Source organism: Streptomyces sp. YS415 (genome assembly GCF_023544665.1).
Classification (GTDB): domain Bacteria; phylum Actinomycetota; class Actinomycetes; order Streptomycetales; family Streptomycetaceae; genus Streptomyces.
In genome coordinates this window covers 1-18483 of the sequence record NZ_JAMJFL010000029.1, presented here as the reverse complement: position 1 = coordinate 18483, position 18483 = coordinate 1, and the positions used below count along the sequence as shown (strand labels likewise).

The 18483-nt window shown below is 71.3% G+C and carries 20 protein-coding genes and 1 pseudogene; 3 read left to right on the top strand and 18 right to left on the bottom strand.

Going from position 1 to position 18483, the window contains the following annotated elements; translation table 11 throughout:
• Position 1: 1 nt before the first annotated feature.
• Complete coding sequence (locus M8H82_RS28905) at positions 2-961, bottom strand: STM4015 family protein (RefSeq protein ID WP_250078019.1); 960 nt, start codon at positions 959-961, stop codon at positions 2-4.
• A gap of 183 nt (positions 962-1144) precedes the next feature.
• Here M8H82_RS28905 and M8H82_RS28900 point away from each other — a divergent pair, with 183 nt between their 5' ends.
• Positions 1145-1471, top strand: coding sequence for a hypothetical protein (locus M8H82_RS28900; RefSeq protein ID WP_250078018.1), 327 nt, complete (start codon positions 1145-1147; stop codon positions 1469-1471).
• Positions 1472-1512: 41 nt separating this feature from the next.
• Positions 1513-2547, top strand: a complete 1035-nt coding sequence (locus tag M8H82_RS28895) for a DUF6745 domain-containing protein (protein WP_250078017.1) — start codon at positions 1513-1515, stop codon at positions 2545-2547.
• Between the two features lie 295 nt (positions 2548-2842).
• On the opposite strand, the gene M8H82_RS28890 is transcribed toward M8H82_RS28895, so the two are convergent.
• Both M8H82_RS28890 and M8H82_RS28885 read right to left on the bottom strand, forming a co-directional pair.
• Positions 2843-3304 (bottom strand): NUDIX hydrolase, encoded by a 462-nt coding sequence (locus M8H82_RS28890; protein WP_250078016.1) that lies wholly within the window; start codon positions 3302-3304, stop codon positions 2843-2845.
• A complete protein-coding gene (locus M8H82_RS28885; RefSeq protein ID WP_250078015.1) occupies positions 3301-3879 on the bottom strand; it encodes a DegT/DnrJ/EryC1/StrS family aminotransferase in 579 nt (192 codons plus the stop codon). The genes M8H82_RS28890 and M8H82_RS28885 overlap by 4 nt, the downstream gene beginning before the upstream one ends.
• Here M8H82_RS28885 and M8H82_RS28880 point away from each other — a divergent pair.
• Positions 3825-4238 carry a hypothetical protein gene (locus M8H82_RS28880; protein WP_250078014.1) on the top strand — a complete coding sequence of 138 codons (414 nt, stop codon included), beginning with the start codon at positions 3825-3827 and terminating at the stop codon, positions 4236-4238. The genes M8H82_RS28885 and M8H82_RS28880 overlap by 55 nt on opposite strands.
• 29 nt (positions 4239-4267) lie before the next feature.
• Here M8H82_RS28880 and M8H82_RS36520 read toward each other — a convergent pair.
• The 15 genes and pseudogenes from M8H82_RS36520 to M8H82_RS28810 form a co-directional block, all read right to left on the bottom strand.
• Positions 4268-4420, bottom strand: a pseudogene (locus tag M8H82_RS36520) (transposase); the annotation flags it as partial.
• A gap of 346 nt (positions 4421-4766) precedes the next feature.
• On the bottom strand, positions 4767-5993 hold the full coding sequence (locus tag M8H82_RS28875) for a lytic transglycosylase domain-containing protein (RefSeq protein ID WP_250078013.1): 1227 nt from the start codon (positions 5991-5993) through the stop codon (positions 4767-4769).
• A gap of 36 nt (positions 5994-6029) precedes the next feature.
• On the bottom strand, positions 6030-6785 hold the full coding sequence (locus M8H82_RS28870) for a hypothetical protein (RefSeq protein WP_250078012.1): 756 nt from the start codon (positions 6783-6785) through the stop codon (positions 6030-6032).
• A 24-nt stretch (positions 6786-6809) separates the two neighbouring features.
• Positions 6810-7358: a nuclear transport factor 2 family protein gene (locus M8H82_RS28865; protein ID WP_250078011.1), complete on the bottom strand. Its 549-nt coding sequence runs from the start codon at positions 7356-7358 to the stop codon at positions 6810-6812.
• A gap of 26 nt (positions 7359-7384) precedes the next feature.
• The gene (locus M8H82_RS28860) at positions 7385-8158 is read right to left on the bottom strand and encodes a hypothetical protein (protein WP_250078010.1); all 774 of its coding nucleotides are present in this window, start codon (positions 8156-8158) and stop codon (positions 7385-7387) included.
• Positions 8155-8673 (bottom strand): hypothetical protein, encoded by a 519-nt coding sequence (locus M8H82_RS28855; RefSeq protein ID WP_250078009.1) that lies wholly within the window; start codon positions 8671-8673, stop codon positions 8155-8157. Before M8H82_RS28855 ends, M8H82_RS28860 begins: the two co-directional genes overlap by 4 nt.
• Positions 8670-9959 carry an MCE family protein gene (locus M8H82_RS28850; protein WP_250078008.1) on the bottom strand — a complete coding sequence of 430 codons (1290 nt, stop codon included), beginning with the start codon at positions 9957-9959 and terminating at the stop codon, positions 8670-8672. The genes M8H82_RS28855 and M8H82_RS28850 overlap by 4 nt, the downstream gene beginning before the upstream one ends.
• A complete protein-coding gene (locus tag M8H82_RS28845) occupies positions 9956-11164 on the bottom strand; it encodes an MCE family protein (RefSeq protein ID WP_250078077.1) in 1209 nt (402 codons plus the stop codon). Before M8H82_RS28845 ends, M8H82_RS28850 begins: the two co-directional genes overlap by 4 nt.
• Positions 11165-11283: 119 nt before the next feature.
• Positions 11284-12309 carry an MCE family protein gene (locus M8H82_RS28840; protein ID WP_250078007.1) on the bottom strand — a complete coding sequence of 342 codons (1026 nt, stop codon included), beginning with the start codon at positions 12307-12309 and terminating at the stop codon, positions 11284-11286.
• Position 12310: 1 nt separating this feature from the next.
• Entirely contained in the window at positions 12311-13411 is a 1101-nt protein-coding gene (locus M8H82_RS28835; protein WP_250078006.1) for an MCE family protein, read from the bottom strand.
• Entirely contained in the window at positions 13408-14484 is a 1077-nt protein-coding gene (locus M8H82_RS28830) for an MCE family protein (RefSeq protein ID WP_250078005.1), read from the bottom strand. The genes M8H82_RS28835 and M8H82_RS28830 overlap by 4 nt, the downstream gene beginning before the upstream one ends.
• Positions 14481-15743 carry an MCE family protein gene (locus M8H82_RS28825; RefSeq protein WP_250078004.1) on the bottom strand — a complete coding sequence of 421 codons (1263 nt, stop codon included), beginning with the start codon at positions 15741-15743 and terminating at the stop codon, positions 14481-14483. Before M8H82_RS28825 ends, M8H82_RS28830 begins: the two co-directional genes overlap by 4 nt.
• 1 nt (position 15744) lies before the next feature.
• On the bottom strand, positions 15745-16551 hold the full coding sequence (locus tag M8H82_RS28820) for an ABC transporter permease (RefSeq protein WP_250078003.1): 807 nt from the start codon (positions 16549-16551) through the stop codon (positions 15745-15747).
• Between the two features lie 5 nt (positions 16552-16556).
• Positions 16557-17321 carry an ABC transporter permease gene (locus tag M8H82_RS28815; protein WP_250078002.1) on the bottom strand — a complete coding sequence of 255 codons (765 nt, stop codon included), beginning with the start codon at positions 17319-17321 and terminating at the stop codon, positions 16557-16559.
• Complete coding sequence (locus M8H82_RS28810) at positions 17318-18343, bottom strand: ABC transporter ATP-binding protein (RefSeq protein WP_250078001.1); 1026 nt, start codon at positions 18341-18343, stop codon at positions 17318-17320. Before M8H82_RS28810 ends, M8H82_RS28815 begins: the two co-directional genes overlap by 4 nt.
• Between the last annotated feature and the right edge of the window lie 140 nt (positions 18344-18483).

Sequence of the window (18483 nt, the reverse complement as noted above, 5' to 3'; positions counted from 1 at the left end):
CTCACTCGCCCACGGCGACGTAGCGCCAGACCGTGCCGTCGTCCTCGGTGTCCTCCTCCGCGTCGTCCCGGTCGAGGTCCACCTCCACGCCGGCCGTCTCCAGCGTCTGGCGCACCCGCTCCTCGACTGCCTGGCTGAGGTAGTGGTGGTGCAGGTCCAGCTTCTTCAGGTGGGACAGCGGCTGCCCGCTCAGCAGTGCAACGGCGCCCTCGTCGGTCAACACGCCCATGGACAGGTCCAGCACCTCGAGACGTGCCACGACAGGCGCGGCTGCGACGGCCGCGGCCACCGCGTCCTGCATCTCGCTGTTGCGCAGCGCCAGGTGACGCAGGTTCGGCAGCCGTGCGCCGGACAGCAGCGGCTCCAGATCGGCGGCCTCGCTGTCGCCGCCGTAGTCGGGGGTGCCCAGCCACAGGTCGAGGTGGACCAAGGCGGGCAGGTCGCTCGCGCCGATCCCCCGCACCACCCGGGCGGGCAGACCGCCGCTCTCCACCACCAGCCGGCGCAACCGCTCATGGCGCAGCGCGTCGAACCCCAGACCCGAACCGCCGCGCACCCCGAACTCCTCCAGCCCGGGGAAGCCGGCCAGCAGCGGGGTGACGTCGGTCTGGTTGATCCAGGAGATCTCGCACTCCTCCATCACCAGGTCGCCCAGGAACAGCGCGCGCAGCGCGGGCAGCCGGTCCCGGGCGGCGAGCAACGCCGTGATGACCTCGGAGGAGTCACTGTCGTATGCCTCCCCCCAAGCGCCGACGATCAGCGCACGCACCCGGGTGGTGTCGACGGCCTCGCAGAAACGGGCGAAGGCCGCCGGCCACTCCTCATCGGCGTCGTACACGTCGGCGGCGATCCGCCAGGCGACGGACTCCGGCTCGGGCAGCTTGTCCGTCGGGGCGTCCGGACCGGGGAAGGCGTACGCGGGCAGCCGATACAGCTCTTGCAGGTGGTCACCGATGGTCATGCGGCTGCTCCCGAGGCGAAAGAGACGTGCGGTCCGTGATGCCGCAGTTCTACCAACCGCCACTGACAGCGCCACATGGAGGGCCCGCTTCGGGGGCCGGAGGCGGGGGCGTTGTCAGTGGCGGCCTCTACGGTCGTAGTCATAAGGCCGGTGCGCGGTGCACCCGGCGGTGAGGGGACAGCCATGTACCGGCAGGGAGACGTGCTGATCGTGCCCGTGGAGGAGAGCGCGGTACCGGACCACGTGGCGCACGCGCCCAGGGAGCGGCGTGACGCACGCGGCCGGCTTGTGCTGGCGCTCGGCGAGGTCACCGGGCACGCCCACGCGGTCGTGGGACCGGGCGAGTTGGTGCGTGAGCCCGGACCGTTCGGTCCGCTGCTGCTACACCTCCCGCAGGGTGGCCGGGTGGTGCACGAGGAGCACGCGGCGATCGCGCTGCCCGTCGGCTGGTACCGGGTGATCAGACAGCGGGAGTACATGCCGGGCTCGGTCCGCATCGTCGCCGACTGACGCCGACTGACGTGGAACAGCGCAACCTCATGGAGGGGCAGATGACGACCATCGAGACCGACGGCGGCACCGACGGGCTGGGCGCCTGGCGCGCCCGCGCCACGGCCACCGTCCCCGCCGACCGGGCCCGCGCCGAACAGGCCGTACGGCGCGCCTACCAGCACGCCGGACTGGCCGAGCCGGAGACCGTGCTGTGGGCGGACTCTCCGCGCGCGGCCGTCACCCTGATCCGGCAGCTCACCAACCGCGGCCCCAGCGTCCGCGAGGAAGTCCGCAGCGCCCCCTGGGCACGGGAACGCCGCCGCCTGCACGACGAGTTGGGGGCCGAGGGCTGGTCCGCGCACTGGGCGGCCACCGGCGGACGGCTGTGGGAGTCCACCCAGGCCCTGGTGGACCGGATCAGAGCCGGAGTGCTCCAGGACCTAGTCGGACGGGACACCGGCAAGGAGGCCGCCGAGGTGCGGGTGCTGCTCCTGGACGCGGTGTGCGGCCAGCACGACGCACCCTGGCTGGCCGCGTTCCCCGCCGACGACGGCCCGCTCGGCGCACTGACCGAGGTGTGCGCCAGCGCGGGCTGGTGGTGGCCGTTCGCCCGTGTCGCGGTGGTCTCGGAACGCCCCGTGGAACTCCACCGCGACGAGGCCGGCCGACTCGACAACGGCGACGGCCCCGCCCTCGCCTACCCCGACGGCTTCGCCCTGCACGCCTGGCGCGGCATGCCGGTGCCGGCCGACTTCCTCGCCGAACTGCGCTCGCTGACCCCGAGCCGAATCCGCGAGGAGGAGAACGCGGAACTGCGGCGCGTGATGCTGGAGTACTACGGCTACGACCGCTACCTCACCGACTCCGGCGCCCGTCACCTCCACCAGGACGAGACGGGCACCCTGTGGCGGATCGACCTGCCCGCGGACGAGCCGGTCGTCATGGTCGAGGTCCTCAACTCGACACCAGAGCCCGACGGGACCCGGCGCACCTACTGGCTCAGGGTGCCCCCGTCGACCCGGACCGCGAAGGAGGGTGTCGCCTGGACCTTCGGGATCGGGACAGAGTCGTACGCGCCGCTGAGGGAAACCTGAGGTCGCCCCTCAGAAGCCGCCCCAGCTGAGGTCGGCCGTGCAGGACGCCGTGTCCGTACGCTCGGCCGTCACCGTGAGGCGTGCGGCGTCGGAGGGTACCGCTCAACGCCTGCTGCCGACTGCCGACTGCCCTCGGAGAACGTCCCCTCCGTCACGGTCCCCCCGTCGACGGCGGTGGACCAGCGGACCCGGCGCAGCTCCCATGTGTATGTCACGGCCGCGGAATCGAACACAGTCTGCACCTTCTCGCCCGCGGGCACGCGCCCCGACGCCTCGTCGCGGGCAGCCGTATTCCTCACACAGCTTCCTCTCGCCAGGCTGCCAGCACGTTCCGTACGGCGCTGGAGACTTGCTGCTGTTCCGTACGGTCGGCCCACAGGTGTGCATTGTGTTCAGTGAGCTTGACCGTATCCCTCTCGTGGGTGATGTGGGCGGTGAAGTTGAACTGTCGGGTCTTCTTGCCGCTTCTGGAGAGGTAGTCGAAGTACCCGAGGTAAGTCTCGATCGCGGTGACCGTGAGGCCGGTCTCCTCGGCGACTTCCCGGTGGAGAGCTTCGGTCAGGGTCTCGCCCGCGTCGACGCCGCCGGAGGGGAGCTCCCACAGGCCGCCGAGGTAGTCGTCGGCGGCGCGGTGCAGCAGCAATACCTTGCCTTCCGCGTTGGGGATGACGGCGCCGACGACGTGCTTAGCGATGCCGTCGGCGTCGGCGGCGTGGATGAGGTCGTCCAGGAGGGCGGCGTCGACGGGTGCGTTCACTTCACGAGGTCCTTGTGGTGTTCGGCGACCTTGATGATGGCCGCGGTGTACGCCTCGGCGAGTCGGAGGTCCTGGTCGCGGTGCCACACCGGAAGTTTCACCGTGCTGCCGTGCACGCGCTGTGCGGTGGGGAAACTGTCGGCGGCGAGGCCTTGGTGGTCAGCGTAGCCGGGCAGGAGTGCACCTGGGGTGTGGAACAGCGGGTGATCGCCGAGAGCGCGGGTCGAGCCGGGAAGGTCGACCTCGCCGGCGCCTTCGGCGTGGACGGCTTCGAGGAACCGTTCGACGGGCAGGCCGGCGAGTTGGTCCGGGCGGTAGCGCAGAGGCAGCGCGTACCAGGCAGGACCGGCATGGGACGGCGGGTGCGGTACGTCGATGCCCGGCACTCCGCGCAAAGCCTTCGGCATCCGGGCGGCGGCAGTCTCTCGTTCGGCCAGATAGCCCTTCAGGCGGGGAAGTTGGGCGTGTGCCAGTGCGGCGGCCAGGGTGAATGCGGAGCTTGAGGCCCAACCGGGAGGGGATGCGGGAGCTGACAGACGAGGCCGCCGCCATCGCCGCAGACCTCGGCGGCACAACTGCGCTGGGTGATCACGGCGGCGGCTTCAGCCCGGCCACCGTTCAGCTCCACCGCGTCTCCGCCGAGTTCTCCATCGGCGACCCCTCCGCAGCCCTGGCCGCCGCCCGTGCACTGCCGCCGCAGAGCCTGCCCAGCGTGGAACCCCGGGCGCGCTACTACACCGACGTAGCAGCTGCCTTGGCCCAACGCGGACGTCGGGACGAATCCGTGCGCTCCCTTCTGGCGGCCGAGCACCAAGCGCCCCAGGAAACGCACTCCCGCCCCGCGGTGAGGTCCCTCATCTCCGGACTCCTGATGTCCGGCCGCACCACACCCGAACTCCGTGCCCTCGCCGCCCGCGCCGGCGCCCTTCCGTAGCCGCTGGTGGCCTTCAGGTGCTGTCCCGCGCATTCGGTACGGCCGGCCACCGCGGCGTAGAGCCCACCATGGCCCCGGCGGTTTTCACCCACCAACGACAGCTCGGTCAGCGACCTCACCGGTCCGGCGCCGCACAGGACAGCATCAGCCAGCTCGAACAACGCGTCCGAACGAGCGGTCAGGCTGGATCAGAACTCGCCCCGGATGCATGCCAGTTGCGCCAAAGGCTCTCGCCGGGCTTCGTGATGCAGCAGGCTCATCCTCACGGCCTTCGTGCTAGACGTGTGTGTTCCTTGGTCAGAGCACATGTTCAGACGAAGGCCGCTTCCGCGTACGGCAGTTACCGGACCGAGTGATCAAGTACGACGCACCATTCGACGCCGGACGTTGAAGGTCAGGTCAGCTGACGGCTCCCCGCCGGATTCATGCAGGTCAGAGGGGTCATTCCCTGTACATCGGCATGCCTTCGACCCGAAAACCTTTCGCAGGGCGATTCCGGAGGCCGGGGCGGGGTTGAGACGGGCTGGTTCAGGCCGGGCAGGTCGGTTCGTCCCCGGGAGCGACCGGATCGGGGGTGGGCGACGCGCCAGGGTCGGGAGAGGGACTCGCCGAGGCTGAGGGGCAGTTCTGCGGCGTGGAGGGATCTGGGGACGGTGTGGACGGGTCGGGGGTCGGTGTGGACGGGTCGGTGGGAGTCGGTGAGGGCGAGGGGTCCAGGGTCGGTGAGGGGGCGGGGGCCGGTTCCGTCGTGGACGGGGACGGCTGGGGTGATGGCGCGGGCGGTGCCGGGCGTGTGGGAGAGGGGGACGGGGCGGGTGTTTCGGGGCCGATGATCACGGCGTCATCGCCCTTGCCGTCGCCTCCACCGGGGTCCTTGTCGACCGGCTCCGTCGCCGGAGTGTCGCCGCCGGCTCCTGGCGACTTCGGAACGACGCCCTTGCCGTCGGGCAGGGGATGCACGCCTGTGCGGTAGAAGTCCAGCCAGTGGCGGACCAGGTTGAGATAGGCGCGTGAGTGGTTGTAGCTGAGGACCGCCCGGTCCAGGTCGGAGGTCCGGCTCAGGTCGCGGTCCCCGGCGCACAGGTAGTGCCCTGCGGCGAGGGCCGCGTCGAAGATGTTGTTGGGATCCCTGCGGCCGTCACCGTTGCCGTCCGCGCCCCAGCGGGCCCAGGTGGACGGCAGGAACTGCATCGGCCCCACCGCGCGGTCGTACACCGTGTCGCCGTCGTGGACGCCGCCGTCGCTGTCCAGGATCAGGGCGAAGTTCCTGCCGTCGAGTGCCGGACCGGTGATCCGGCCGAGCGTGGTGCCGTGCCGGTCGACCGCGCCGCCGCGCGCCTGCCCGGACTCCACCTTGCCGATGGCCGCGAGCAGTTCCCAAGGCAGCTTGCAACCGGGATCCGTCCGGCCGACGGACCTCTCCGCCGCGCGATAGGCGCGCAGCACGGTGCCCGGGATGCCGGCCTGGGCACGCGCCTGGGCGGCGTGCGCGGGGCGCGGCGGGACGTCCCGGGCGACCAGCGGCGGTAATTCGGTGTGGTACGAACCGTCGTCGGGCGGGGCGAGCTCGGTGTACGGGAGGCCCGCGGTGGGAGCGGGGTGGTCGTCGGCGGCGGCCGGACGGGCGCGCTCCTCCCGCGGGGGTCCGGGGGCCTGGGAGGCGGTGAGCGCCGCCACCGCGGTCACGGCGATGGCGGTGGTCCGCAGACCCTGCCGGGTCCGGGCGGGTACGCGTCGGGCGCGCTGTTCGGGCATGGTCGGTCACTCCCTGGTGATGAGGCGCGTACGGGTTCAGCGGCCGAAGGTGTCGATGCCCGAGACGAGCCAACGACCGTCACGTCGCTGAACGTCGACGGCGAGCATCGCCCCGGCGTAGGTGCCGTCGTCCTCGGCCTTCTTGTCGCCCGCGGTGCTGACGCTGCTCTGGTCGGCGTAGACCAGGACGCGCGCCCGGTCGCCGTCGATGCGCTCGACCGCGCTGTCGGTAACCGTGGTGGTGATCACCGCCTTCTGCTGGTCGGCCTGCGTGCGGATGTCGCCGAACAGCTTCCGGTGCTGGGCGAGGGCGCGTCCCGTCAGCCATTGCTTCGCGGCCTCGTCGAGGGCGTCGGGGTCGGCGTGGTCGTACGAGAAGAGCGCGGCAACGGCCTTGGTGGACTGGCCCTTGATCTCACTGGTGCGGGCGGTGTCGGAGAGAGCGGTGTTGCGGGCGGCCGGGGCGTCCCGGAGGGCTTCGGCGCGGGCGTGCGCCCAGCCGGCGAAGCCGCCGAGGAGGAGGGTGAGCAGACAAAGGGCCGCGAGTGCGCGGCGGGGGGCGCGTGGCCGTGGGGTCTTGTTCCCCGGTGGGTCCGTGTCCTCGCCGGGCGTGGACGGTGCGTTCCGGATGATCGCCGTTGTGCCGCGTGGTGTGTGCCGGGTGCGGGCGGGCGGTGGCTGGTCGCGCGGCTCCCCGCGTCCCTGGGCGGCGTCGGTCGCGACCGGGGCGCGGAGGGCCTCGCGGGCCTGGCGACGGCGTGCGTTGTTCAGATGGTGGCGGGTCGTCGGCATCGTGGTGTCGTCCTCTCCTGACGGTCAGCCGGCCGGCGTGCCGCCCACCGGGGCCTGGCCCAGGGCGCTGAGCTTCCAGTGGCCGTCGGTGCGGGTCAGTTCGCCGAGCATGCGGCTGTCCTTGTCGGTGCTCGCGTCGCCGGGCGCCTTCACCGTCACGCGCAGCGCGACCAGCACCCGGGCCCGGCCTGCCCGGTCGTCGAGTTCGGTGAGTGCGCCGGAGAGCACCTTCGCCGTGGTCACGGTCTTGGCGGTCCTCACCTGCGTGGCGAACTCGTCCCGCCCGGAGACCAGTTGTTCGTGGAGTTCACCGGTGGTGGAGGACTCCCAGAGGTCCAGGCCCCGGCCGATGCTGCGATGGTCGAGGGTGTTGAGGTTCTGGACGGCCTGTTCACCGGCGGCGAGGGCCGCGTCGCGCTGCTCGGCGTACGCGACGGTGTCGTCGTGAGCCGCGTCGTACCAGTTCCAGCCCGCCCACCCGGCGAAGCCGCCCGCGACCAGCGCGAGGGCGACGGCCAGGGCCGTGACGGGCAGCGCCCCGAGCCGGGCCGATGCGCTGGTCGCGCGTTTCATCTGTGTTCCCTTCTTCCCGCGCCCGCTCAGCGGGACCTGATGTCGACGATCCGCCATTGGTCCTCCTGCCAGTGCGCGGTGACCGTGAGCTGGGCCGCCGCGGAGGTGGTGCCTGCCTTGCCTCGGGACGAGATCTGGTCGAGGAAGACCAGCAACCGCGCGCTGTCACCGTCGAGTTCGATCACCGCGGTGCGTACGGCCTGGGTGCTCAGGGTGACGCGCTGCTCGGCCAGGTCCGCGCGGATCCGGCCCATGAGGTGCGTGTACTGGCGTTCCGCCCGCCCCTCGAGGATGGACCGCGCCGCGCGCTCCGTGGCCTCCAGACCGTCCGGCGTGTACGAGAAGACGCGGGCGAGGCCGTTGCCGACGTCTCCGGCGACGCGGGTGGTCGCCTCGGCGTCGGTCAGCGCGCGGTTCTCGGCCGAGGGGGCGGACCTGAGCTGGTGGGCGCCGTAGAAGAAGCCACAGCCGGCGAGGACGAGCAGGGTCGCGCCCAGCGCGGTGACGAGGCGCCTGGCTGGGACACGCAGGCGCCGGCCGTCGCCACGGGCCCGGGGCGGTGCCTTGGGCGGGGCCGACCGGCCGGACTCGGCGTCCGCCTCGGCACCAGGCCGCTCATCGGTTCCAGGTTCCGTGCTGGCGTCGGTGCCGCTGTCTGTGCCGGTGCCTCCGGTGCCTCTACCCGTGCCGGAGTCGGCTCCGGGGCCGGGACCCACGCCGTCCCCCTCCGGTTCGCCGGACGTACCGCCGCCCGGGCCGGCGGAGGGCCGGGACCGTCCGAGGTGCAGCAGCCGTGTCATCGGCTCTCGTCCTCCTCCGCCGTCCGCGCGAGCGGTATCGCGCTCAGTGCCTTGACCTTCCACTCCCCCTCGCCCGTGCGGGCCAGGACCGCCTCCAGCCGCTTGCGGTCCGTGGTCGGCGTCTTCGCTCCGGCGGGCGTGACCTCGACGCGCACGGTCGCGACGAGTTTGGCTGTGCCCGCGCGGGTGTCCAGGGAGGTCAGCGCGGCCTCCGTGACCGTGCCCCGCGCCGAAGCACCCTTCCTGGGAGCGGTGTTGCTCAGTTCGTCCCGTAACGGACCGGTCGAGGCGGCGCGCCAGTCCTGGATGCCGTCCCGCGCCCGCTCCCGCGACGAGGCGTCGAGGGTGTTGAGGACGGCGAGCCGCTCGCGTCCGTCGGCCAGCGCATGGTCGCGTTCACGGCCGTACGCGAGGGAGTCGTCAGCCCGCGCCTGGGCGTACGTCCACGCCCCGGCGCCGCAGAATGCCAGCGCCAGTGCCAATCCGGCGCCCGTGAGGGCACGCGCCCGCTTCACCGGCCCGCCTCCGCGTCCGCGCCGAGCAGCCCCGGCAGACCGGCCACCCGCGCGCCGCCCGTGTCCGGCAGGGCCAACGCGCCGGGCAGGGCTGCGGAGGGCTCTGCCGGGGTCGAAGCGGAGCTGCCCGTATTGCCCGAGGGCAGGGAGCCGGGCCTGGCCGGGTCGGGTACGGCGCCGCCCCGGGGCGCGTGGGCGGACCCTCGTACGTTGACCCCGCTCGCGGCCGGGGCCGTGCAGGAGGCGCCGGTGTTGAGGGCCGGTGCGGTACCGAGGTCCAGGCCGGTGCGGTACCGGGTCCCGCCGTAGCCGTCGGTGCAGGGCAAGGGCTGGAAGAAGGTGACGGCCAGACCGAGTTTCATCGTTCCTCCATCGACGGCGGTGGCGCCGGCCGAGACGGCCGCCGGGTACGTCACGAGCAGTTCCTCGATGCCGCGCTGCCGGGTGACGGCGACCTCGGAGGTGGTGAGCAGATTGGCGAGAACTACGCCCAGGCTGGGGTCCAGGTCCCGCAGCAGTCCGCTGACCTGCGTGGCGGCATCGGGTGTGACGGTCAGCAGCCGGCGCAGGTCGGCGTCGGAGCCCTTGAGGGTGCGTGCCAGTTCCGTGGCGCCGTCGGCGAAGCCGCGGATGGCCTCCGCCTCCTCGGCCTGGGTACGCAGTACGGTCTCGCCGTCGGTGAGCAGGCGGGTGGTGGCGGGCAGGTTGCGGTCGGCAGCCTCGATGAAGGCGCTGCCGTTGTCCAGGAGCACCTGAAGGTCGTCACCGTGCCCCTCGAAGGCCTTTCCGAACTCGTCGACGACCGTGCGCAGATCCTCCAGCGGCACGGACCTGGTGAGGTCGTTCACGCTGGTGAGGACGTCGGTGACGGGAGCGGGCACCTCCGTGTCGCGTTGTTCGATCCGGTTGCCGTCAGCCAGGTAAGGACCGGCGGCGCTCTCGGGCCGCAGGTCGATGTACTGCTCGCCGACGGCGGAGAGCCCGGCGACCACGGCCCGCGTGTCGGCCGGGATGCGAGGCGCGGACTTCTTGATGCGCAGCTGGGCGACCACCCCGTCGGCGGTGAGGTCGATCCGGCCGACCCGGCCCACCGAAACACCCCGGTAGGTGACGTCGGAGTGCGTGAACAACCCTCCGGTGCGCGGGAGTTCGACCTCGACCGTGTAGTGGTCGGCGATACCGACGTACCTGCCGAGGTCCGCATAGCGGATGCCGAGGAAGCCGAGGGCGAGGACGGCGACGAGGAGGAAGGCGAGGTTCTTCAGGCGTACGGCGAGGGTGATCATCCGTGTGTGCCTCCGTCCCCGGGTTCGTGGGTGGGTGTCGGCACGGAGGGCAGGGGCAGCGGTGTCGACGGGGAGGCCGAGGCCCCGGTGCCCGACCGCTTCCGGGGTGCGGCGGTGTCCCGTTCGCTCTGCGCCGTGGCGGTCGGCGAGGGGGTGCTCCGCGGTACCAGGGGCGGGATTACCTGGGTGCCCGGTGCGGCGGTCATGTTCAGGTACACGTTGAGGTAGTCGCCCTTGACGCCGTTCAGCACCTCGTCGGTGAACGGGTAGGTGAGCAGCACCTGGAGGGAGTCGGGCAGATCGGTCCCCGCGTCGGCCAGGGCCTGCAAGGTGGGGGCGATGGCTTTGAGGTCGGCGACCATGTCGTCCTTGCTCGCTTCGACGGTGGAGACGGCGACCCCGGAGAGCGTGTCCAGGGAGCGCAGCATGGTCAGCAGGGAGCCGCGCTGTTCGTGCAGGGTCTTCAGGCCGGGCGAGAGGTCGGTCACGACGGTGCGTACGTCGTCCTCGCGGCCGGCGAGGGTCGCGGCGAGCCGGTTGACGCCGTCGAGGGCGTCGGTGATGTCACCGCGGTGGTCGTCGAGGTTCGCCACGAGTTTCTCCACCCGTTTCAGCACGGAGCGCACCTCGGGTTCGCGTCCGTCGAGGGCCTTGTTGAGTTCCCGCGTGATGGTCTTGAGCTGGCTGACGCCGCCGCCGTTGAGCAGCAGGGACAGGGCGCCGAACACTTCCTCGACCTCGGTGTTGCGGCCGGTGCGGGAGAGCGGGATGACACCGCCGTCACCGAGTGTGCCCGCGGCGGACGACGTGGCCGGCGCGACCAGTTGGACGTACTTCTCGCCGAGCAGGCTGGACTGTTCCAGGCGGGCGCCGGCGTCGCCGGGCAGTTCGACGTCACCGTTGATCTCCATGGTGACCCGGGCCGACCACGTGTCGCCGTCGAGGCGGATGCCGGTGACCCGGCCCACGGCGACGTCGTTGACCTTGACCGCGGCGTGCGGCACCAGGCTGAGGGCGTCGTCCAGTTCGGCGGTGACGGTGTAGGGGTGCTGGCCGAGGTCGGCGCCGCCCGGCAGGGGCAGGTCCTCGATGCCGTCGAACCGCGGGACGGTGACGGAGAACGCCCCGAGGGCGAGGAGGAAACCGAGGCCGAGGGCGAGGAGCCCGCCGATCCCGGCGCCGGTGGCGGCTCCGGCACCGAGCACCCGCCGCCGTACCGTGTCGTGCGGGACCTCGACGCGGTCCGCCTCGGCGGTCTCCACCTGGTCCGCGTCCGTGAAGTCCGCCGGCTCGGACGCCCTTCCCCGGCGTCGCACGACGCGCTTCACCGCTGCCCCTTCCCCGTACCCGAGGTCGCCGAGCCGCCGGTGGCCGGCAGGGGCAGCAGCGGTCCGCCCATGCTGATCTCGTTGAGGTTGGCGCGGCCGTCGATCATGCCGGTGTCGGGGTCGTAGGCGCCAACGAGGTTGTCGGCGGCGAGCGGTGCGACGTCCAGGGCCTCGGCCAGCGAGGTGCGCTGACGGACCAGGGTCTGGGTGATCGGGACGAGCCGTTCGACGTTCTCCTTCAGCTCGCCCCGGTTGTCCTTGATGAAGGTCTTCACCTGGCCGAGCGCGGTGCCGAGTTCCTCCAGCGCGCCCGCGAGGTCGTCCTTGTTGTCGGCGAAGTAGCCGACGACCGTGTCCAGCCGCTCCTGGGCAGTGCGCACGTCGGTGTCCTTCTCCGCCAGCATCGTGGTGAAGGTCTGGAGGCTGCTGAGGGTGGCGAACAGGTCGTCGCCGGCCCCGTCGAGGGTCTTGGTGGCCTTGCCGAACTCCTCGATGCCCTCGCCGATGGCCTCGCCGTTGCCGTCGAGGTTGGAGGCTGCGGTCTTCAGCAGGTCGGACAGGGCGCCGGAGGAGTTGGCCCCGTCCGGCCCGAGTGCCTTGCTGAGGTCGGTGATCGAGGCGTAGAGCTGGTCGATCTCGACCGGGGTGCGATTGCGGGAGGCGGGCAGGACGGCGCCGTCGGCGAGGGCGGGGCCGGAGCGGTAGGCCGGGGTGAGCTGGACGTAGCGGTCGGCGACGACGCTCGGCGCGACCACCAGGGCCCGCGCCGACTTCGGCACGCGTACGCCGTCGTCCAGTGCCAGCTCGACCCGCACCCGGGTGCCCTGGGGGTGGACCGATGCCACCTCGCCGACACGGACGCCGAGGATACGCAGGTCGGAGCCCGCGTAGATGCCGACCGCGCGGTCGAAGTAGGCGGTGACGCGGGTGCCCGTGCCGTCCAGGGCGCGGACGGTGGCGAGTCCGGCGGCGACCACGGCGAGGGCGATCGCGGTCGCGAGGAGTTTGCTGCGCTTGCTCACGTCACTCACCGCTCCCCGGGGCTGCCGCCAACTGCTTGGGCGGCATGCACGACGTCTTGGGCTGGGACTGGGCGGGCAGGTAGTCGCGGGGTACCACCCCGCACAGGTAGCTGTCGAACCAGCGGCCGCTGCCGAGGGTGTTGCCGACGAGCCGGTAGTAGGGGCCGACCAGGGCGAGCGTCCGGTCGAGCTGGGTGCTGTTCTCCTCCAGGACGGTGGTGACGCGGCCGAGCGCCTTCAGCGTCGGCCCCAGCTGCTTGTCGTTGTCCTCCACCAGTCCGGTCAGTTCGGTGCCGAGGTCGCGACTGCCCTCCAACAGGGCGGTGATGGCGTCGCGGCGGTCCTTCAGCTCCCCGAGCAAAGGCCCGGCGTCCTCGATGAGGGTTTCGAAGCTGGACTTCTTGTCCTTCAGCGTCTTGGTGAACTGTGCGCTGCCCTTGAGGAGTTCGGACAGTTCACTGTCGCGCTTGGAGACGGTGCGAGAGAGGTCGGACAGTCCGGTGGCGGCCTTGCGGACGTGCGGCGGCGAGTTCTCGAAGGTCTCCGAGATCGTCTCGAAGCTCTTGGCGAGCTGCTGGGTGTCGATGGCGTCGACAGTGGAGCTGAGGTCCTGGAACGCCTGGGTGACGTCGTACGGTGAGGTGGTCCGGGTCCGCGGGATGCGGTGGCCGGGGTCCTGTTCCGCGGTGCCGAGCGGGTCGAGGGCCAGGTACTTGTCGCCGAGCAGGGTCTTGATGGCGATGGCGGCGGTGCTCCGGTCGCCGATCCAGGCGTCCTCCACCTCGAAGGTGACCTTCACCCGGTCGCCGTCGAGGGCCACGCCGGTCACTTCGCCGACCTTGACGCCGGCGACGCGCACCTCGTCGCCCTCGTCGAGCCCGGCGGCCTCGCTGAAGTCGGCGGTGTAGGTGGTTCCGCCGCCGGTGAGGGAGAACCGGTCGGCGTTGTAGGCGAAGACGGTGAGCAGGGCCAGCAGGAGCAGGCCGACCAGGGCCACGGCGATCGGGTCGCGATCCTTGACCGGTTTCAGGCGCGGCGGGCGGGAGCGGTAGGGCGCGGGGGCCGGGGTGTTGCGGCGTGCGGGCCGCTGCAGCAGGGTCATGCGCCGCACCTCGCTTCGGTGACCGCGATGCCGGTGGGCGGCCTCGCGCCGGTGGAGGTGGTGACGCCGTCCACGCGGGCCTCGCAGAGGTAGAGGTTGAACCAGGAACCGTAGGAGGACAGGCGGCCCAGCGCGGTCAGCTTGGCGGGGGTCCGGTCGAGGAAGTCCTCGATCTGCGGGGTGGCGTCGCCGAGGCTGCCGGACAGCCGCCCCAGTTCGCGGATGTCCTTCTTCAGGGGCGCGCGTCCCTCTTCGAGGAGGTCGGCGGTGACGGTGGTCAGGTCGCCCATGGCGGCGACGGCCTTGCCCAGGGGCTTGCGGTCGTCGCTGAAGCCGCTGACGAGCTTCTGGAGGGTGTCGACGAGGTCGTCGAAGTCGGCTTCGCGGTCGTTGAGGGTGGTCAGGACCGTGTTGAGGTTCTTCACCACCTCGCCGATGACCTCGTCCTTGGCGGCGACCGTCGTGCTGACGGAGCCGATGTGCCGGACCAGGCTGTCGACGGTGCCGCCCTCGCCCTGGAGGACCTGCACGATGGAGCCGGCGAGTTCGTTGACGTCCTTCGGGGAGAGTCCCTCGAAAAGCGGCTTGAAGCCGTTGAAGAGCAGGGTCAGATCGAGCGCGGGGGCGGTCCGGTCGAGGGGGATGGTGTCGCCGGCGCCGAGGGCGCCGGTGAGGTCGCCGCTGCCCCGGTCCAGAGCGATGTAGCGCTGCCCGACCAGGTTGAGGTACTTCACCGCGGCAGTGGTCGACGCGGGCAGGGTGCGATCGTCGCGGACGGTGAAGGTGACCTGCGCGGTGCGCCGGTCGACGACGCGGACACCGGTGACCTCGCCGACCTCGACGCCGGAGATGCGGACGCTGTCGCCGTCGGTGACTCCGGTGGCGTCGGTGAACAGCGCCTTGTAGGTGATGCTGTCGTCACCGACGCCGGTGCCGGAGACGCTCAGCCCGAGGACGGTCGTGGCCAGTGCGGTGACCACCAGGAAGGCGAGGGACTTCAGCAGCGGTCCGGTCAGCGGCCGTTGGCGGGTATGGGCCGTGCGCCGGGTGCCGGCGGTGTGCCGTGGCGTCATCGCAAGGTCACCTCCGTGCCGCGCAGCGCCGGTCCCGCGAGGAGGCTGCTCCACTCGGGGAGGTCGGCGGGGGCCTTGCCGGTGGCGGGTGCGAGGAGTTCGTTGACGAGGTCGTTCTCCTGTGGGGAGTTGGCCGGCCCCAGGTCCTGCCCGGCAGCCGCGGGCACCTGTACGGCCGGTCGCGCGGCGACGCCGAGGTAGGGCACGGGGTAGCAGCGGGGGCCGCCGCCGGCGCCGTAGGAGGGGGTGTCGGCGCCGGGGCGGTAGGCGCCGCGCGAGGGCACGGTGGTGACATCGACGCGCAGGCCGGGGCGGTCGGTCCCCTTGCCGAGGGCCTTGTCCATGGCGGGGACGAAGTCGGCGAGGGTGCGCAGGGTGCAGGGGAAGGCCGCGGAGTACTCGGCGAGCAGTTCCAGGGTGGGGCGGGAGGAGGCGGAGAGCCGGATGATGTTGCCCTTGTTCTGCCGCAGGACCGCGGTCATGTCCTCGGCGGTTCTGGTGGTGGCGCCGAGGGTGCCGGCCAGCTCGCTCTCCTTCTCGGCCAGGGTGCCGCTGGTGGTGGTGAAATCGGTCAGGGCAGTGAGGATGTCCGGGGCGGCGTCGGCGTAGACATGGCTGACCTTCACGAGCTGCTTCAGGTCGCGGTTGAGGGTGGGCAGGTGGGGGTTGAACTCGCGCAGGTGGGAGTCGAGGAGGGTGAGGGTCTCGCCGAGCCGGTCGCCGCGTCCCTCCAGGGCCTGGGAGACGGCGGAGAGGGTGGCGGAGAGCTTCTGCGGCTGGACGGCGGTGAGCAGGGGCAGCACGTTGTCCAGCACCTGCTGGAGTTCGACGGCGTTCGCGGAGCGGTCCTGCGGGATGACGGCACCGGCGGCCAGTGGGCGCGAGGAGGGCGACGCGGGCGGGACGAGGGCGACGAAGCGTTCGCCGAACAGGGTGGTCGGCAGCATCTGGGCGCGCACGTCGGCCGGTATGTCCCCGAGGGCGCCGGGCCGCAGGGCAAGGGTGAGCCGCGCGCCGTCGTGGGTCGGTTCGATCTCGCGGACCTCGCCGACGACGACGCCGCGCAGCTTCACCTCGGCGCCCCGGTGCATCTCGTTGCCGACGCTGCCGGTCTCCACGACCACCGGGTCGGAGTCGGTGAACCGCTTGTCGTAGACGGCGACCGCGAGCCACACCAGCAGGGCGGGGACCACCAAGAAGACCACTCCGGCGAGTCGGCGGCGCACGGTCGCGCCTCGTGCCGTGTGCACTGCGGTCATGTCACCCCGCCACCTTCACGGTCGTGGTGGCGCCCCACAGGGCCAACGACAGAAAGAAGTCGGTGACGCTGATCAGCACGATTGCGTTGCGCACCGAGCGGCCGACGGCAACGCCGACGCCGGCCGGGCCGCCGGAGGCGCGGTAACCGTAGTAGCAGTGGGCGACGATCACCATGACGCTGAAGATGAGCACCTTCAGGACGGAGAGCAGCACGTCCGTGGGTGACAGGAACAGGTTGAAGTAGTGGTCGTAGGTGCCCCGGGACTGGCCGTTGAAGAGGACCGTCACGTAGCGGGAGGCCACGTAGGAGGAGAGCAGCCCGATCGCGTAGAGGGGGATGATGGCGACGACGCCGGCGATGATGCGGGTGGTGACCAGGTAGGGCAGGGAGCGGATGCCCATGCCTTCGAGGGCGTCGACCTCCTCGTTGATGCGCATGGCGCCGAGCTGGGCGGTGAAGCCGGCGCCCACGGTCGCGGAGAGGGCGAGTCCGGCGACGAGCGGAGCGATCTCGCGGGTGTTGAAGTACGCGGAGACGAATCCGGTGAAGGCGGCGGTGCCGATCTGGTCGAGGGCCGCGTACCCCTGGAGTCCGACGACGGTCCCGGTGAACAGGGTCATCGCGATCATCACGCCGACGGTGCCGCCGATGACCCCGAGGCCACCCGTGCCGAAGGCGACCTCGGCGAGCAGGCGCTGCACCTCTTTGAGGTACCGGCGCAGGGTGCGCGGGATCCACAGCAGGGAGCGTACGTAGAACAGCAGTTGGTCGCCTGAGCGGTCGAGCCAGACGAGCGGGGAGGCCACGGACCTCAGCCTCCCTTCGGTGGTACGAGCTGGAGGTAGACGCCCGTCATCACCATGTTGACGAAGAAGAGCAGCAGGAAGGTGATGACGACGGACTGGTTGACGGCGTCGCCGACGCCCTTGGGACCGCCGCCCGGGTTGAGACCCCGGTAGGCGGCGACGGAGCCGGCGATGAACCCGAAGACCAGCGCCTTGAGTTCGCTGACGTAGAGGTCGGGCAGCTGGGCTAGGGCGGAGAAACTGGACAGGTAGGCACCGGGGGTGCCGTCCTGGAGGAAGACGTTGAAGGCGTAGCCGCCGAGGATGCCGACCACGGAGACCAGGCCGTTGAGGAGGACCGCGACGCCCATGGTGGCCAGGACGCGGGGTACCACGAGGCGCTGCACGGGTGAGACGCCCATGACCTCCATGGCGTCCAGTTCCTCGCGGATGGTGCGCGAGCCGAGGTCGGCGCAGATCGCGGAGCCGGCCGCGCCCGCGATGAGCAGGGCGACGATGAGCGGACTGGCCTGCTGGACGACGGCCAGCACGCTGGCGCCGCCGGTGAAGGACTGGGCGCCGAGCTGCTGGGTGAGCGAGCCGACCTGGAGGGCGATCACAGCACCGAACGGGATCGAGACCAGCGCCGCGGGCAGGATCGTGACACTGGCGATGAACCAGAACTGCTCGACGAACTCCCGGAACTGGAAAGGACGTCGGAAGATCGCACGCGCCACCTCGGCGGCGAGCGCGAAGAGCCCGCCGGTCTGGCGCAGGGCGCCGGCGATCATGCGCCGCTCCCGGTGGCCGACATCGGGAGCGTCGCGGCGGTGGTGCCGGGTGCGCCGTCGGCGGCGTACGTGCGCTCGATAGCGGCGCGGGCGGCGGGCGGCAGCCGGTCGAGCATGCCCAGGACCCGCTCCCGGCGTCGGGCGACGGCGCGGCGCGGCGGAAGCCCGGAGGACGGCTCCAGCTGCGGGATGATCTCCCGCGGTCGGTCGGCGTCCGCGCCTCCCAGGGCCGCGGCCTCAGCGGCGAGAGTGGCGGCGTCCTTCTCCTCCGACATCCCGATCGGGCCTTCGCGGCGGCCGGCCAGGAACTGTGCCACGACCGGTTCCTCGCTGGTGAGGAGCACCTCACGCGGGCCGAAGGTGACCAGTTCGCGCCGGAAGAGCATGCCCATGTTGTCGGGGACCGTGGCGGCGATGTCGAGGTTGTGAGTGACGATCAGCATCGTCGCGTCGATCTGCGCGTTCAGGTCGATCAGCAACTGGGAGAGGTAGGCGGTGCGGACGGGATCGAGCCCGGAGTCGGGTTCGTCGCACAGGATGATCTGCGGGTCGAGCACGAGCGCGCGGGCGAGTCCGGCCCGCTTGCGCATGCCGCCGCTGATCTCCCCCGGCAGTTTGCCCTCGGCGCCGAGCAGCCCGACGACCTCGATCCGCTCCATGACGATGCGGCGGATCTCGGACTCCTTCTTCCGGGTGTGCTCGCGCAGCGGAAAGGCGATGTTGTCGAAGAGGGACATGGAACCGAAGAGGGCGCCGTCCTGGAACATGAGGCCCAATTTTTTCCTGGTCTCATAAATATCCCGCTCAGGACTGTTCACCATATCGATGCCGTCTATGAGCACACGGCCGCGCTCCGGCTTCAGCAGTCCGATGAGCGACTTGAGAAACACGGTCTTTCCGGTACCGGACGGACCGAGCATGACGCTTACTTCTCCGGCCGGCAGAGTGAGACTCACGTCCTGCCAGATCTTCTGCCTGCCGAATGACTTGGTGAGACCCTCGACCACCACTTCGATTCCCATATCACCTCCAAAGAGGGTGAGGCCGCGTGCACCGCGGAGCGCACGTTAAGCCGGTGCACGGTTCCCTGACAACAGGCGGGGCGCCGGGCTCCGCCGCCCTCTTCGTTCTTTGTCACCGCGCAGACAAACCCCGTCGCGGA

Bases quoted from the DNA above. Each gene is read 5' to 3' on its own strand.
- M8H82_RS28900 (WP_250078018.1), top strand. From the start codon at position 1,145: ATGTACCGGCAGGGAGACGTGCTGATCGTGCCCGTGGAGGAGAGCGCG.
- M8H82_RS28895 (WP_250078017.1), top strand. From the start codon at position 1,513: ATGACGACCATCGAGACCGACGGCGGCACCGACGGGCTGGGCGCCTGG.
- M8H82_RS28810 (WP_250078001.1), bottom strand. From the start codon at position 18,343: ATGGGAATCGAAGTGGTGGTCGAGGGTCTCACCAAGTCATTCGGCAGG.
- M8H82_RS28830 (WP_250078005.1), bottom strand. From the start codon at position 14,484: ATGACGCCACGGCACACCGCCGGCACCCGGCGCACGGCCCATACCCGC.
- M8H82_RS28875 (WP_250078013.1), bottom strand. From the start codon at position 5,993: ATGCCCGAACAGCGCGCCCGACGCGTACCCGCCCGGACCCGGCAGGGT.
- M8H82_RS28815 (WP_250078002.1), bottom strand. From the start codon at position 17,321: ATGATCGCCGGCGCCCTGCGCCAGACCGGCGGGCTCTTCGCGCTCGCC.
- M8H82_RS28860 (WP_250078010.1), bottom strand. From the start codon at position 8,158: ATGACACGGCTGCTGCACCTCGGACGGTCCCGGCCCTCCGCCGGCCCG.
- M8H82_RS28825 (WP_250078004.1), bottom strand. From the start codon at position 15,743: ATGACCGCAGTGCACACGGCACGAGGCGCGACCGTGCGCCGCCGACTC.
- M8H82_RS28870 (WP_250078012.1), bottom strand. From the start codon at position 6,785: ATGCCGACGACCCGCCACCATCTGAACAACGCACGCCGTCGCCAGGCC.
- M8H82_RS28880 (WP_250078014.1), top strand. From the start codon at position 3,825: ATGCGGGAGCTGACAGACGAGGCCGCCGCCATCGCCGCAGACCTCGGC.
- M8H82_RS28905 (WP_250078019.1), bottom strand. From the start codon at position 961: ATGACCATCGGTGACCACCTGCAAGAGCTGTATCGGCTGCCCGCGTAC.
- M8H82_RS28835 (WP_250078006.1), bottom strand. From the start codon at position 13,411: ATGACCCTGCTGCAGCGGCCCGCACGCCGCAACACCCCGGCCCCCGCG.
- M8H82_RS28850 (WP_250078008.1), bottom strand. From the start codon at position 9,959: ATGATCACCCTCGCCGTACGCCTGAAGAACCTCGCCTTCCTCCTCGTC.
- M8H82_RS28865 (WP_250078011.1), bottom strand. From the start codon at position 7,358: ATGAAACGCGCGACCAGCGCATCGGCCCGGCTCGGGGCGCTGCCCGTC.